A 13,566-nucleotide genomic window follows, 5' to 3' on the forward strand; every position below is an offset into this window, starting at 1 on the left:
GTGTCACCAAGGGCACCAAGGGGAGGGGACGGATGCGCGAGCACGCGGCGGCACCGACACCGGACACCCATCACTCGTCCACCCCGGCCCGGACCTCCGCCGCCCGCCGGACCGGCCTGCTCGTCACGCTCGTCCTCGGCGGCCTCACCGCGACACCCCCGCTCGCGATGGACATGTACCTCCCGTCCCTGCCGGAGGTCACCGGGTCCCTGCACGCGCCCGCCGCCACCGTCCAGCTCACCCTCACCGCCTGCCTGCTGGGCATGGCCCTCGGGCAGCTGGTCGTCGGCCCGATGAGCGACCGCTGGGGCCGGCGCCGCCCGCTGCTCGCGGGCCTCGCCGTCTACCTCCTCGCCACCGCCCTGTGCGCCCTCGCCCCGAACGTCGGCACGCTCGTCGCCTTCCGGCTGGCCCAGGGCCTCGCGGGTGCCGCCGGGATCGTCATCGCCCGGGCCGTCGTACGCGACCTGTACGACGGCGTCGCCATGGCCCGCTTCTTCTCCACCCTGATGCTGATCTCCGGGGTCGCGCCGATCGTGGCGCCGCTGATCGGCGGGCAGATCCTGCGGGTGACGGACTGGCGGGGCGTGTTCGTGGTGCTCACGGCGGTCGGCGCAGTGCTCGGCGCCCTGGTCTGGCTGCGGCTCCCCGAGACCCTGCCGCCCGCCGACCGGCACAGCGGGGGAGTCGGCGAGGCCCTGCGCTCGATGCGCGGTCTGCTCGCCGACCTGCCCTTCACCGGCTACATGCTGGCCGGCGGCTTCGCCTTCGCGGCGCTGTTCGCGTACATATCCGCCTCCCCCTTCGTCATCCAGGAGATCTACGGCGCCTCCCCGCAGACCTTCAGCCTGCTGTTCGGCCTCAATTCGGTCGGGCTCGTGGTCGCCGGGCAGGTCAACGGCAAGCTGCTGGTCGGCCGGGTCGCCCTGGAGAAGGTGCTCGCCTGCGGCCTCGCGGTGATCGTGCTCGCCGCGGCCGCCCTGCTGCTGATGTCCACCGGCGCGTTCGGCGAGGCCGGTCTGCCGCCGGTCGCCGCCGCGCTCTTCGTCCTCATGTCCGCCATGGGCGTCACCCTCCCCAACGCCCAGTCCCTCGCCCTGCTGCGCACCCGGCACGCCGCCGGCTCCGCCTCCGCCCTGCTCGGCACCTCCTCCTTCCTCGTCGGAGCGGTCGCCTCACCGGTCGTCGGTGTCGCCGGAGAGCACACCGCCGTACCCATGGCGATGGTCCAACTGGTGGCAGCACTGGTCGCGGCGGCCTCCTTCATGGGAATGTGCCGTCCCTGGAGCACACGTGGGAACACACGTGCGGGGTCGGAGGGAGACGAGAACTGAGCGCACCGAGACTGCGCGCCGACACACCGGAACGGGCCGGGCTCGACCCCGTGGAACTCGGGCACCTGGTCGGCGAGGTGCACGCCCTCACCGCCGGAGACCGCCCCTGGGCGGCCGGCGCCGTCGTGCTGGCCGGACGCGGACCCGTGATCGCCGTCGCCGAGGCCGCGGGCTGGGCCGTCCGCTACTCCGGCTACGACCCCGAGACCGGGGGCGGTGTCGAACTGCCGCCCGCCGCCCGGGTCCCGGCCACCGTCGACACGCCCTTCGACCTGGCCTCCCTCACCAAGCTGTTCACCTCCGTCGCCGCCGTGCAGCAGATCGAGCGCGGCACCCTCGGCATGGACGCCCGGATCGGCGACTACCTGCCCGACTTCCACGCCGCGGCCGCCCACGGCATCACCGTGCGGCACCTGCTCACCCACACCTCCGGGCTCCGCCCCGAACTCCCGCTGTACGACTGCCCCGACGACGCCTCGCGGCTGGCCCTGCTGCGCGCCGAGGCGCCGACGGCCGAGCCGGGCCGCCCTCTGTACTCCGACCTGAACATGCTCCTGCTCCAGTCCGTGCTGGAGCGGATCACCGGCCGCGGCCTCGACGTCCTCGTCCAGGACGGCATCACCCGGCCGCTCGGCATGACGGCGACCTGCTTCGGGCCGTGCCCCGGCGCGGCCGCCACCGAGGACCAGCGGCGGCCCTGGGCCAAGGCGGACCGCGGCATGCTGCGGGGTGTGGTCCACGACGAGAACGCCTGGGCGCTGGGGGGCGTGGCCGGGCACGCCGGGCTCTTCTCCACCGCCCGCGACCTGGCCGTCTTCTGCCGCGCCCTGCTCGCCGGCGGCGCCTACGGCCCCGCCCGCATCCTCGGCCCCGACTTCGTGGAACTGCTCCTGACCCCGCCGGGCCTCGGCTTCGCCGTCGACCAGCCGTGGTTCATGGGCGAACTCGCGGGCCACGGGGCGGCGGGGCACACGGGCTTCACCGGCACGTCCCTGGTCATCGACCCGAGGACGGACACGTTCCTGGTCCTGCTGGCCAACCGGGTGCATCCGCGGCGCCGGACACCGGACAGCGGGCCGAGGGCGGCGCTGGCGACGCGATTGGCGCGGGCGGTGATCTCGTGACGGTGCCTTCCCTGCCGGGGGTCCGGGGGCGGACCCCCGGCAGGGCCCGCACCAGCGCAGGGCGCCATAGAATCGCCGGGTGAACGCCCCCGTACCACCGGCTGAAGCCCTCCGCAGGAGCCTCGCGGAGCTGCTCGCCGGGCTCCCGCGCACCCAGGCCGCCGGAGCCGTCGACAGGCTCATCGCCAACTACCGGGGCGACACCCCCACCCACGCCCCCATCCTCCGCGACCGCGCCGACGTGGCCGCCTACGCCGCCTACCGCATGCCGGCCACCTTCGCGGCGGTCCACTCCGCGCTGGAGGCGTTCGCACAGGCCGCCCCCGACTGGACCCCCGGCAGCCATGTCGACATCGGCGGCGGCACCGGCGCCGCGACCTGGGCCGTCACCGCGACCTGGCCCGGCGAGCGCCGGGTCACCGTGCTGGACTGGGCCGAGCCCGCCCTCGCCCTCGGCCGGGAGATCGCCGCCGCCAACCCGGACCTGCGGGGCGCCCGCTGGCAGCGCGCCCGGATCGGTGCCGACCTCACCCTGGACGACACCGACCTCGTCACGGTGTCGTACGTCCTCAACGAACTCTCCGAGCCCGACCGCGCCGCCCTCGTCGACGCCGCCGCGGCCGCCGCGCGGGCCGTGGTGATCGTGGAGGCCGGCACCCCGGCCGGTTACGCCCGTGTGATCGAGGCCCGCGACCGCCTGATCCGCGCCGGACTGCACGTCGTCGCCCCCTGCCCGCACAGCGCCGCCTGTCCCATCGAGGCCGGCCGCGACTGGTGCCACTTCTCCGCCCGGGTGAGCCGCTCCTCGCTGCACCGCCAGGTCAAGGGCGGCACCCTGCCGTACGAGGACGAGAAGTTCTCGTACGTCGCCGCCACCCGCCTGCCCGCGGTGCCGGCCCCCTCCCGGGTGATCCGGCGCCCGCAGATCCGCAAGGGCCAGGTGCTCCTGGACCTGTGCGAGGCCGGCGAACGGCTGGCCCGCACCACCGTCACCAAACGCCACGGCGGGCTGTACAAGGCGGCCCGGGACGCCGAGTGGGGAGACCCGTGGCCGCCGGAGGACCCCCCGCAGGAGCCGTCCGTCTAGCCGCCGTGGCTTGTTAGCGTCGCCCCATGGTCAACAAGCCGGCTCCCGACGCCACCCGCCGCAGCGAGAAGTCCCGCAGAGCGATCTACGCCGCCGCCCTCGCCCTGGTCGGCGAGGTCGGCTACCCGAGGACCACGGTCGAGGGGATCGCCGCGCGGGCCGGGGTGGGCAAGCAGACGATCTACCGCTGGTGGTCCTCCAAGGCGGACGTCCTGCTGGAGGCCTTCCTCGACCTCGGCGAGCAGGCGGCCCGGGCGGCGGGACAGGAGCCGTACGCCATCCCGGACACCGGGGATCTCGCCGCCGACCTGAAGGCGGTGCTGCGGGCCACGGTGGACGAGCTCCTCGACCCGCGCTTCGAGGTGCCGGCCCGGGCGCTCGCGGCCGAGGGCGTGGTCAACGAGAAACTCGGCCGCGAGTTCGTCTCGAAGCTGCTCGAACCCCAGCTTCAGCTGTACGTCGCCCGCTTGCGCTCGGCGCAGGACAGCGGGGGAGTACGGGGTGACGTCGATCCCCGCATCGCGCTGGAGCTGTTCGTCTCACCCCTCGCGCAGCGGTGGCTGCAACGGACCGGGCCGATTTCGTACGACTACACGGACACCGTCGTCGACTACGCACTGCACGGAATCGCCCCCCAGCCGCCCCGAAGCAGATGAAGATGGGACGATAGGGCACACTGTCCGCACACCAGCGAGGCGACCACCAGACCGAGGGGACAGATGAGCGCGACGTTCGGCGGCCGGTCGGGCCGGCAGGGCAAACTCTCCCAGTGGCTGCTCGGACGCCGCCCGAAGGAGGCCGCCGACGACAGCGGCCGTGAGGCCCTGCTGCTGGCCGCCGCCGGGGCGGGCCTGCCGCTCGCCCCCGCCGCGCACCCCGCCCCCGGCTACCGCTGTTCCTGCGACCGCGTCGGCTGTCCCACCCCGGCCCGGCACCCGGTGTCGTTCGCCTGGCAGACGCAGTCCACCACCGACCGCGGGCAGATCGAGCGCTGGGCCAGGCACCAGCCGCAGGCCAACTTCATCACCGCGACCGGCATGGTGCACGACGTCCTGGACGTGCCCCGGGAGGCCGGCCGCGAGGCGCTGGAGCGGCTGCTCGGCTCCGGGGTCGAGGTGGGGCCCGTCGCCGAGAGCGACGACGGGCGCATGCTGTTCTTCACCCTCACCCGCGGCACCCCCGAGGACGAGGACGAGTGGTGGCCGTGCGAGCTGGACTGCCACCCCGAGACCATGGACGAGCACCCGTTGCTGCGCTGGCACTGCCGGGGCTCCTATGTACTGGTGCCCCCGGCTCGGCTCCCCGGCGACGATCAGTCGGTGCGGTGGGTGCGAGGGCCGGAGCACGCGCTGCCGGATCCGTTGAGCCTGCTGGAAGCGCTCACGGACGCGTGTGGGCGGTACGCGGGTGCTGACCCCCAGGGTGCTTCCTGGCCGCTGCGGCATTAGGCGCCTCAGGGGGTGCCGGGACAGTGCGTTGATCACTCGCCCTGGGCCGAAGTCAGCCCCGGAACACGCCCCAGCACCGACACCTTGCCGCTGCTCGCCGGGTCCAAGGCCACCTCGCCCGACATGAACTCCAGCGTCAGGGACTGGTTGACCTCGCCCTTGGTCAGGGCCTGTACGTCCTTGTTGGGGATCGGGACGGTGGTTCCGGTGGCGGCGGTCTGCTTCTCGTAGTGGTGTGTGGTGAAGAACACCAGCGCGCCGCCGTCGGCCGTGCGCAGCGCCAGCGGGGCGTAGCCGCCGCTGGTGAGCGGTCCGTCGATGAACTGGGTGACCAGGCCCGGCCTGTGCGCCCGCTTGGCCCGGTCGGCGCGTTCGACGCTGGTGTACCTGCCGTCGGCGAAGGTCTGACCGCCCTTCTTCAGGTAGGTCGCGTACGCCTGGCTCAGCCTGCCGGGGGCGACGGCGAGCTGCTGGGAGCCGGCCGGTACCGCCTCGGCCCAGCCGTCCTGGTCGGTCCTGAACGCCGGGACGGCGCCCGGCGCGACGAGGGTGACGTAGGCGACCCGCCAGCGCTGGCCCAGGTCGCCCTTGGTGAACACCATCAGCCAGCGCAGGGTACCGGTCTTGTTGCCCTTCGCGTCGGCGACGAACCAGCGCGGCCAGCCGGACTTCTTCGGGATCGTGATCTTCACGTCCGACAGCTTCAGCGGTACGTGGTCCGGGTTGCCGGACGGGCTGTTGGCGTGCCCGGCCTTCAGCCGCGCGGCGGTGATGTCGCCGAACGGGCCGGTGAGGTAGGGCGCGTCCAGGGAGTTGTCGTAGGCCTTGTCGGCCTTGTTGTACGCGGTCGTGAACGCGGTGAGCGCCTTGGCGGCCTCGGCGCGGGTGGCGGCGGGAAGCACTTCGCGCTCCCCGTGCACCACCACACATCCGCTCGCCGTCAGCGACAAAGCGGTCAGCGCGGCCGCCATGAGGGCGATCCGGTCACGCCTGCGGAGCCTGCGCGGGCTGCGATCCCTGCTCATCGGGTCCCTTCACCTTCCCCTTTCCGGAGGCGAACCCTACCGGGGCGAGGAAGATCGCGAGCGTCGGGATCAGGTACAGCAGCCACACCGTGACCTGGAGGACGGTCGGGTCGGGCTGGAAGTCGAACACGCCCTTCAGCAGGGTCCCGTACCAGCTGTCCGGCTCGACGGTGTCGCTGATGTCGAAGGCCAGGTGTGTCGGGCCGGGCAGCCAGTCGCGCCCATCGCCGCCGACGCCAAGGACACCGACAGCTGTAGTTGGCCGGCGACCAGGACGGCCGTGGCGAGGCCCAGCGCCACGCCGATCAGGGGGCGCGGAGTGCCGTCGGAGGCCGCGTGCACCGACGCCCACACGAACAGCGCGGTCTCCAGGCCCTCCCGGCCGACGGCGAGGAACGCGGTGGCGACCAGCCCGCCGGTGCCCATGGCGAGGGCCGCGTCCAGCTTGCCGTGCAGCTCGGACCTCAGGTGCCGGGCGCTGCGCCGCATCCAGAACACCATCCACGTCACCAGGCCGGCGGCGATGACCGACAGGGAGCAGCCGAGCGCCTCCTGTGCCTCGAACGTCAGCTCCTGGGAGCCGAATTCGAGGGCGGGCTACGCCTCCTCGGAGAACAGCGTGCGGCCCCACCGGTCGCCGGAGTCCCGGACGCCGAAAGGACGACCCGCGCGGGGTGCGGCTGGTGTTCACCGCCGTCGACCGCCCCGGCGGCAACCCGCGGCCCGACGGCGCGTTCGGCAGCGCAGACCTGTTGCGCATTCACGTCGGCGCACAGCGCGTGATGTACGAGGTCGGCGACCGACACATCCGCGTGACCGTCATCCACCTCGGGCGCGTGCGCTGACCGAGTCGGCGCGTCCCGGCCGGTGTGGAGCCGAGTGGCCTGGCCGGTGTCCGCGTCCGGCCCCTGCCCGGCGGCGCCCCCGCCTGGGACGCGCTCGCGGGTGCCGCGATGTTTCAATTCCCCCGTGACTGACTACGACGTACTCCGCGTCTTCTGCGGACCGAACGGCGGCTACGGCAACGAGCTCGGCGTCGTCCGCGACGGCTCGGTGCTGCCCGAGCGGAGCGACCGGCAGGCGCTCGCGGCCAAACTCGGCTTCAGCGAGACCGTGTTCGTGGACGACCCCGAACGCGGCGTGATCGACATCTACACGCCCACCCTCCGCCTGCCCTTCGCCGGTCACCCCTGCGTCGGCACCGCCTGGCTGCTCGACGTCCCCGAACTGGTCACCCCCGCCGGGGTCGTCGGCGCCCGGCTGGACGGCGAGTTCAGCTGGATCGAGGCACGCCCGGAGTGGGCCCCGCCGCGCACCCTGCGCCAGTACGGCACGGCGGCCGAGGTCGACGCCCTCGACGTGCCCCCGCCCGGCGAGTGGATCTACGCCTGGGCCTGGGAGGACGAGGCGGCCGGCCGGATCCGCGCCCGCGCCTTCCCCGGCCGCAACGACGGCATCGACGAGGACGAGGCCACCGGCGCCGCCGCCCTCCTCCTCACCGACCGGCTGGGCCGCGCCCTGAACATCACGCAGGGCAGGGGCTCCCAGATCCTCACGGCACCGCAGCCGGAGGGGTGGGTGGAGGTAGGGGGCCGGGTGTTCCTGGAGCGTTAGGCGCTCAACGGGAACTCGTCCCCGAGCGCCCCGAACACCGCGGTGTTGAGGGCGAAGGCCCGCTCGCACTCCCCGACGACCCGCTGCTTCTCCAGGTCGTCCACCCGTATCCCGTCGAGCAGCCGCCGGTAACTCCGCTTGAACGCGGCCGGGTTGGGGACGCCCTCGAAGACGTAGAAGCGGACGCCGTCGCCCTTCTTCGCGAAGCCCCAGGTCCTCTCCGCCCGGTCACGGATGATCTGGCCGCCGGACAGGTCGCCCAGATAGCGGGTGTAGTGGTGGGCGACATAGCCGCCGGGCCAGCGCTCGGCGCACTCGCGGACCCGGTCCGCGTACTCCCGCGTGGCGGGCAGGGCGCTCAGGCCCGCCCGCCAGCCGGGACCCCGCAGATGCGCCAGGTCCCGCTCCAGCGCGGCCAGCCGGAACAGCTCGGGCCGGACGAACGGCCCCGCCACCGGGTCCGCCGCCAGCCGTGCGGCGCCGCTCTCCAGTGCCTCGTACACGAACCACAGCTGCTCGGTGTAGCGCGCGTAGGCGGCCACGCCCAGCCGGCCGCCGAGCAGGTCGCTCATGAACGACGAGGTCTCCGCCGCCCTGTGCGCCTCGTGGGACGCGGTGCGGATGACGGTCGAGAACGCCTCCATGGACACTCCTCGGTTTGCCGACGCACTGTCGGCAAGTTTACCGACGGCATGTCGGAAAGGCATCAGGAGGCGGGACCGCAGCACAAAGGCCCGCCCTCCGAAGAGAGCGGGCCAAGGACAGAAGGCGCGGGCCAAGGACAGAAGGCGCGGGCCAAGGACAGAAGGCGTGTTACGGCAACGAGGAGTGTTACGGCAACGTCAGGATCTCCGCCCCGGTCTCCGTCACCACCAGCGTGTGCTCGAACTGGGCCGTCCGCCTGCGGTCCTTCGTCACGACCGTCCAGCCGTCGTCCCACATGTCGTACTCGTGGGTGCCCAGCGTCAGCATCGGCTCGATCGTGAACGTCATGCCGGGCTGCATGACCGTCGTCGCGTGCGGGCTGTCGTAGTGCGGGATGATCAGGCCTGAGTGGAAGGCGGAGCTGATGCCGTGGCCGGTGAAGTCGCGGACGACTCCGTAGCCGAAGCGCTTGGCGTACGACTCGATGACCCGGCCGATGACATTGATCTGCCGGCCCGGCCTGACCGCCTTGATCGCGCGGTTCAGGGCCTCCCGGGTTCGCTCCACCAGCAGCCGGGACTCCTCGTCCACGTCCCCGACCAGGTAGGTGGCGTTGTTGTCACCGTGCACCCCGCCGATGTACGCCGTCACGTCCAGGTTGACGATGTCCCCGTCCCTGAGGACCGTCGAGTCCGGGATGCCGTGGCAGATGACCTCGTTGACCGACGTGCACAGCGACTTCGGGAAGCCCCGGTAACCGAGCGTGGAGGGGTAGGCGCCGTGGTCACACATGTACTCGTGGGCGACCTTGTCCAGCTGGTCCGTGGTGACCCCCGGCGCGATGATCCTCGCGGCCTCCTCCATCGCCCGCGCGGCGATACGGCCGGCGATCCGCATCGCCTCGATGGTCTCCGGACTCTGCACCTCCGGACCGGTGTACGGCGCCGGCGCGGGCTTGCCGACATACTCGGGGCGGCGGATGTTCCCGGGGACCGAACGGATGGGGGACAGTTCCCCCGGTACGAGCAGCGACTGGCCAGACATGCCAGCGAGTCTATCCAGCCGACATGGGGGAACATGTCGTTGGCGAGAGGAGCTGTTCATGCCCCTGTTCAAGAAGCGCACCGCCGGCAAGCCGGGCGAGTGGTACTACTGCCTGGAGCACAAGAAGGTCGAGGAGGGCCCGGAGTGCCCGGGCAAGGACCGCTTCGGGCCGTACGCCTCCCCGGAGGAGGCCCAGCGCGCGATGGAGACCGCCGCCGAGCGCAACCTCCAGTGGGAGAACGACCCGCGCTGGCACGACGCGCCGGCCGGCGGGAGCACCGAGGAGGAGTGATCAGGCCTTCGTGGGCACGGCCGCGGTGCGGCGCTCGCGCATCCGTACCGCGTGCTCGTTGGTGCGGGCGTCGTACGTCATGAGCCCCGGCAGGCACAGCGCGAGCAGTCCCATGGCGCCCGCGCACGCCAGCCCGCCGGAGGCGACGGAGGTCCGCACGCCCGCCCAGGCGGCCATGCCGCCCGCCCTGACCTGGCCGAGCTGCGGGCCGACCGAGTAGGACAGCAGCTCGATCCCGGCGAGCCGGCCGCGCAGCTCGTCCGGGATCGTCTGGTTCCACATGGCCGACCGGAAGATCCCGCTGACCATGTCGAAGCCGCCGCCCACGGTCAGGAAGAGCAGGACGAGCCACAGGTTCCCGCACACGCCGGCCGCCGCGACCGCCAGGCCCCAGCCGGCCGCCGACAGCACCACCATCAGCCCGTGCCGGTGGATCCTCGACGCCCAGCCGCTGGTCAGGCTCACCAGCATGGCCCCGGCCGGGACGGTGGCGTACATCAGGCCGAGCGCCCAGTCGGCGCGCAGCTCGTCGGCGAGGAACGGCAGCACCGCGAGCGGCATGGCCAGGAACATCGCCGCGAGGTCGACGACGTAGGTGCCGAGCAGTTCCTTGCGGCTCCAGGCGTACCGGGCGCCCTCCAGGACGGCGCTCAGCGAGGGCTTCGAGGCCTCGTGGGAGGCGGGGGAGGGGGCGATCCGGACCGCCAGCGAGACGGCGAAGGTCAGCAGGTCGGCGGCGTACGCCCAGCCGAGGCCCGCGTAGGCGACGACCACGCCCGCGAGGGCCGGTCCCGCGACTCCGCCGACGGTCCAGCGCAGGGAGTTCAGGGAGGCCGCGGCCGGCATGTCGTCGTGGGCGACGATCCGGGGCCACAGGGAGTCGAGCGCCGGGCGCTGGACGGAGACCAGGGCGGAGGAGAGGGCGGCGACGGCGTACAGCGGCCAGACGGCGGGGTGCGGGAGCAGAGCGTTCAGCAGCAGCACGGCACTCAGCACACCCTGGCCGGCCTCCGTCCACACGATGAGCTTCCGCTTGTCCAGCGCGTCGGCGAGGGCGCCGCCGTACAGACCGCACACGATGAGCGGCAGCAGCTCCACGGCGCCGATCGCGCCCACCGCCGCCGCGGATCCGGTGAGGTCCTTCAGCTGGACGGGGAGCGCGACGAAGGTGAGGAAGCTGCCGAAGTTGCTGATCAGCCCTGATGTCCAAAGCCGGCGGAAGTCCGCGGAGGCCTTCCAGGGGGAGAGGTCGGGGAGGAGGGCGCGGGTCACTTCAGGATGTTCGGCCGGGCGGGACCAGCGGGCAACTGCTTTTCCACGCGCTCGCCGTGCGGCGGCTGCGCCACGGCGGGGCCTCTCGGTGCCCTTCCAGCCGCCCGAGACGGGCGGGCGGGCAAAGGTCACCAAGGGGCAGGTGGCGGGGCCGTCAGGATCTCCGCCAGCTTCGACAGACGGTCCCGGAAGCTCCGCCGAACCCTCGGAGAGGCCCCGCCCCCGTTCTCCCCGGCCGCCGCGCTGACCAGGTGCTGGACCGTGTCCAGGTCCAGCTCGGCCCCCTCCGGCACGGCCAGCGTGTCATGGGCCATCGCGGCGAGTTCGCCCTCGCCCGCGCCGAGGGCCAGCACGGTCACCCCGGCCCGGCGGGCGTCGTGCACCCGTTCCAGCAGCGGCGCGGGCTCCAAGGGCGCCACGACCAGCAGCGTCTCACCGCGCCGCGCCGCCTCGAGCCGGCCCGGTCCCACGGCCAGGTGCGGCGGGTCGCAGGGGCGCGCGTGCTGCCGTACCAGGGTCGGCGCCAGCTCGGGCGTCCCGGACCACGCGGCCTCGTCCACCAGGTGCGCCGCGAGGTGCCACGGCTCGTACTCCGGCGTGCCCACCAGCAGCAGCCCGCCGCCGTGCGCCACCACCGAACCCCGCAGCACCCCCGCGAATCTCCGGGTGGCCCCCAGCCACTCGGTCCCGGCGAGCACTTCCCGCAGCAGCGCGACCCGTACGGCGTCCATGCGCCCGCATCCTGCCGCAACCGGTCACTCGTGACGCGGAGTTCACCCGGAATTCGCCCGCCCTGGGGACATATCCCGCTTCACGGGTACCACCACCCGCCCAGGAGCCGCCCGATGACCGAGGTCACCGTCCCCTTCCGCGCCGGACACGAGGGCTACGCCGGCTTCCGGATCCCGGCGGTGGTGGCCACCGGCGCCGGCACCCTCCTCGCCTTCTGCGAGGGCCGCGTCGACTCCGCCGCCGACCACGGGCACATCGACATCGTGCTCAAGCGGTCCACGGACGGCGGCCGCACCTGGGGACCGCTCCAGGTCGCCGCGAGCAACGGCGACGGCCTCGCCGGGAACCCCGCCCCGGTCGTCCTCGACACCGGCCGCATCCTGCTCGTGCACATCCGGTCCGCCGCCACCGCCACCGAGGCCGCCATCCTGCGCGGCCTGGTGCCGGAAGCCGACGGGCGGCGGGTGTGGGTGCGGCACAGCGACGACGACGGGGTCACCTGGTCCGCGCCCAGGGAGATCACCGCGCAGGTGAAGAGGCCCGGCTGGCGCTGGTACGCCACCGCCCCCGGCCACGCCCTCCAGCTGAGCACCGGCCGGGTCCTCGTCCCCGCCAACCACACCCTGCCGCCCACCGGCACCGACACCGGCGCCGAACCGCGGTACAACAGCGGCCACTGCCTGCTCAGCGACGACCGGGGGGAGTCCTGGTACCTCGGATACCTCGATGAGAGCACCGACGGGTACATCAATGTCAACGAGACCACCGCCGCCGAACTCCCGGACGGACGCGTCTACTTGAACACCCGCAGCGACTCCGCCGCGCCCGGCAACCGCGCCGACGCGCACTCGGAGGACGGCGGGAGGACACTCGTCGAACCCTTCCGGCCGCAGGCCGGGCTGACCGCCCCCGTCTGCCAGGCCTCCGTCCTCCAGCTCCGCGACCCGGACCTGCTGCTCTACTCCGGCCCGGCCGACCCCGCCCGGCGCGCCCGGATGACGATCCGCGCCTCCGCCGACGGCGGCACCACCTGGCGCACCGCCTGCACCGTCGACGGACTGCCCGCCGCCTACTCCGACCTGGTCCGCGTCGATGCGGACACCGTCGGACTCCTCTACGAGACCGGCGACTTCAGCGCCTACGAGACCATCGCCCTCCGCCGGATACCGGTCGCGCGGCTCGTCCGGGCCGGTGCCGTGCCCGACACGGACGTAGAGTCGCACCCATGACCTCTACGACCTCTTCCGACAGCGCACAGACCCCGGCCAAGGCTCCCGCCAAGGACCCCTGGGACCTGCCCGACGTCTCCGGTTACGTCGTCGGCGTGCTCGGCGGCACCGGACCGCAGGGCAAGGGCCTCGCCTACCGGCTCGCCCGGGCCGGACAGAAGGTGATCATCGGCTCGCGGTCCGCCGAGCGCGCCCAGGCCGCCGCCGAGGAGCTCGGCCACGGTGTCGAGGGCGCCGACAACGCCGAGGCCGCGCGCCGCAGCGACATCGTGATCGTCGCCGTACCGTGGGACGGGCACGGCGACACGCTGAAGGCGCTGCGCGACGAACTGGCCGGCAAGCTCGTCGTGGACTGCGTCAACCCGCTCGGCTTCGACAAGAAGGGCGCCTACGCCCTGCGGCCCGAGGAGGGCAGCGCCGCCGAGCAGGCCGCCGCCCTGCTGCCGGACTCCCGGGTCGCCGCCGCCTTCCACCACCTGTCCGCCGTCCTGCTCCAGGACCCCGAGATCGAGCAGATCGACACCGACGTGATGGTGCTCGGCGAGGAACGCGCCGATGTCGAGATCGTGCAGGCCCTCGCCGGGCGCATCCCCGGCATGCGGGGCGTCTTCGCCGGCCGGCTGCGCAACACCCACCAGGTCGAGTCGCTGGTCGCGAACCTGATCTCCGTCAACCGCCGCTACAAGGCACACGCCGGGCTCCGCGTCACGGACGTATGAC

The 13,566-nt window shown here is 73.2% G+C and carries 15 protein-coding genes and 1 pseudogene; 10 read left to right on the forward strand and 6 right to left on the reverse strand.

The window, feature by feature from the left end; genetic code table 11:
• Positions 1-32 precede the first annotated feature (32 nt).
• The 5 genes from FB563_RS23230 to FB563_RS23250 all read left to right on the forward strand — a co-directional run bounded on the left by FB563_RS23230 (position 33) and on the right by FB563_RS23250 (position 4,993).
• Positions 33-1,334 carry a multidrug effflux MFS transporter gene (locus tag FB563_RS23230; protein ID WP_055703760.1) on the forward strand — a complete coding sequence of 434 codons (1,302 nt, stop codon included), beginning with the start codon at positions 33-35 and terminating at the stop codon, positions 1,332-1,334.
• Positions 1,274-2,458, forward strand: a complete 1,185-nt coding sequence (locus FB563_RS23235) for a serine hydrolase domain-containing protein (protein ID WP_199832695.1) — start codon at positions 1,274-1,276, stop codon at positions 2,456-2,458. Before FB563_RS23230 ends, FB563_RS23235 begins: the two co-directional genes overlap by 61 nt.
• 79 nt (positions 2,459-2,537) lie before the next feature.
• On the forward strand, positions 2,538-3,545 hold the full coding sequence (locus FB563_RS23240; RefSeq protein WP_055703761.1) for a small ribosomal subunit Rsm22 family protein: 1,008 nt from the start codon (positions 2,538-2,540) through the stop codon (positions 3,543-3,545).
• Between the two features lie 26 nt (positions 3,546-3,571).
• On the forward strand, positions 3,572-4,201 hold the full coding sequence (locus FB563_RS23245) for a TetR/AcrR family transcriptional regulator (RefSeq protein ID WP_055703762.1): 630 nt from the start codon (positions 3,572-3,574) through the stop codon (positions 4,199-4,201).
• A 63-nt stretch (positions 4,202-4,264) separates the two neighbouring features.
• Positions 4,265-4,993: a bifunctional DNA primase/polymerase gene (locus FB563_RS23250; protein ID WP_055703763.1), complete on the forward strand. Its 729-nt coding sequence runs from the start codon at positions 4,265-4,267 to the stop codon at positions 4,991-4,993.
• 32 nt (positions 4,994-5,025) lie between these two features.
• Here the strand turns inward: FB563_RS23250 and FB563_RS23255 are convergent, their stop codons facing one another.
• A complete protein-coding gene (locus FB563_RS23255; RefSeq protein ID WP_055703764.1) occupies positions 5,026-6,018 on the reverse strand; it encodes an SCO2278 family lipoprotein in 993 nt (330 codons plus the stop codon).
• Positions 5,978-6,612, reverse strand: a pseudogene (locus tag FB563_RS23260) (FTR1 family iron permease); the annotation flags it as partial. The gene FB563_RS23255 and the pseudogene FB563_RS23260, both read right to left, overlap by 41 nt.
• Before the next feature lie 89 nt (positions 6,613-6,701).
• Here FB563_RS23260 and FB563_RS23265 point away from each other — a divergent pair.
• Positions 6,702-6,863 (forward strand): hypothetical protein, encoded by a 162-nt coding sequence (locus FB563_RS23265; RefSeq protein ID WP_234357555.1) that lies wholly within the window; start codon positions 6,702-6,704, stop codon positions 6,861-6,863.
• Between the two features lie 124 nt (positions 6,864-6,987).
• Positions 6,988-7,632, forward strand: coding sequence for a PhzF family phenazine biosynthesis protein (locus FB563_RS23270; protein WP_055703765.1), 645 nt, complete (start codon positions 6,988-6,990; stop codon positions 7,630-7,632).
• Here FB563_RS23270 and FB563_RS23275 read toward each other — a convergent pair.
• Together FB563_RS23275 and map are read right to left on the reverse strand one after the other, a co-directional pair.
• Positions 7,629-8,276: a biliverdin-producing heme oxygenase gene (locus FB563_RS23275; protein ID WP_055703766.1), complete on the reverse strand. Its 648-nt coding sequence runs from the start codon at positions 8,274-8,276 to the stop codon at positions 7,629-7,631. The two genes, FB563_RS23270 and FB563_RS23275, sit on opposite strands and share 4 nt — an antisense overlap.
• A gap of 187 nt (positions 8,277-8,463) precedes the next feature.
• On the reverse strand, positions 8,464-9,321 hold the full coding sequence (map, locus tag FB563_RS23280; protein ID WP_055703767.1) for a type I methionyl aminopeptidase: 858 nt from the start codon (positions 9,319-9,321) through the stop codon (positions 8,464-8,466).
• Between the two features lie 58 nt (positions 9,322-9,379).
• On the opposite strand from map, the gene FB563_RS23285 reads away from it, so the two are divergent.
• Positions 9,380-9,613: a hypothetical protein gene (locus tag FB563_RS23285; protein ID WP_055703768.1), complete on the forward strand. Its 234-nt coding sequence runs from the start codon at positions 9,380-9,382 to the stop codon at positions 9,611-9,613.
• On the opposite strand, the gene FB563_RS23290 is transcribed toward FB563_RS23285, so the two are convergent.
• Positions 9,614-10,885 carry an MFS transporter gene (locus FB563_RS23290; protein WP_055703769.1) on the reverse strand — a complete coding sequence of 424 codons (1,272 nt, stop codon included), beginning with the start codon at positions 10,883-10,885 and terminating at the stop codon, positions 9,614-9,616.
• A 128-nt stretch (positions 10,886-11,013) separates the two neighbouring features.
• Entirely contained in the window at positions 11,014-11,616 is a 603-nt protein-coding gene (locus tag FB563_RS23295; protein WP_055703770.1) for a hypothetical protein, read from the reverse strand.
• A gap of 114 nt (positions 11,617-11,730) precedes the next feature.
• Between FB563_RS23295 and FB563_RS23300 the strand changes: the two genes are divergently transcribed.
• Positions 11,731-12,846, forward strand: a complete 1,116-nt coding sequence (locus tag FB563_RS23300; protein ID WP_055703771.1) for a sialidase family protein — start codon at positions 11,731-11,733, stop codon at positions 12,844-12,846.
• Complete coding sequence (gene npdG, locus FB563_RS23305) at positions 12,843-13,565, forward strand: NADPH-dependent F420 reductase (protein WP_055703772.1); 723 nt, start codon at positions 12,843-12,845, stop codon at positions 13,563-13,565. The genes FB563_RS23300 and npdG overlap by 4 nt, the downstream gene beginning before the upstream one ends.
• Position 13,566 lies beyond the last annotated feature (1 nt).

This window comes from Streptomyces puniciscabiei, from assembly GCF_006715785.1.
Lineage (GTDB): Bacteria > Actinomycetota > Actinomycetes > Streptomycetales > Streptomycetaceae > Streptomyces > Streptomyces puniciscabiei.

Coding starts and splice junctions, on each gene's coding strand:
- FB563_RS23230 (WP_055703760.1), top strand. CDS start 33: ATGCGCGAGCACGCGGCGGCACCGACACCGGACACCCATCACTCGTCC.
- FB563_RS23245 (WP_055703762.1), top strand. CDS start 3,572: ATGGTCAACAAGCCGGCTCCCGACGCCACCCGCCGCAGCGAGAAGTCC.
- FB563_RS23250 (WP_055703763.1), top strand. CDS start 4,265: ATGAGCGCGACGTTCGGCGGCCGGTCGGGCCGGCAGGGCAAACTCTCC.
- FB563_RS23255 (WP_055703764.1), bottom strand. CDS start 6,018: ATGAGCAGGGATCGCAGCCCGCGCAGGCTCCGCAGGCGTGACCGGATC.
- FB563_RS23275 (WP_055703766.1), bottom strand. CDS start 8,276: ATGGAGGCGTTCTCGACCGTCATCCGCACCGCGTCCCACGAGGCGCAC.
- map (WP_055703767.1), bottom strand. CDS start 9,321: ATGTCTGGCCAGTCGCTGCTCGTACCGGGGGAACTGTCCCCCATCCGT.
- FB563_RS23285 (WP_055703768.1), top strand. CDS start 9,380: ATGCCCCTGTTCAAGAAGCGCACCGCCGGCAAGCCGGGCGAGTGGTAC.
- FB563_RS23295 (WP_055703770.1), bottom strand. CDS start 11,616: ATGGACGCCGTACGGGTCGCGCTGCTGCGGGAAGTGCTCGCCGGGACC.
- FB563_RS23300 (WP_055703771.1), top strand. CDS start 11,731: ATGACCGAGGTCACCGTCCCCTTCCGCGCCGGACACGAGGGCTACGCC.
- npdG (WP_055703772.1), top strand. CDS start 12,843: ATGACCTCTACGACCTCTTCCGACAGCGCACAGACCCCGGCCAAGGCT.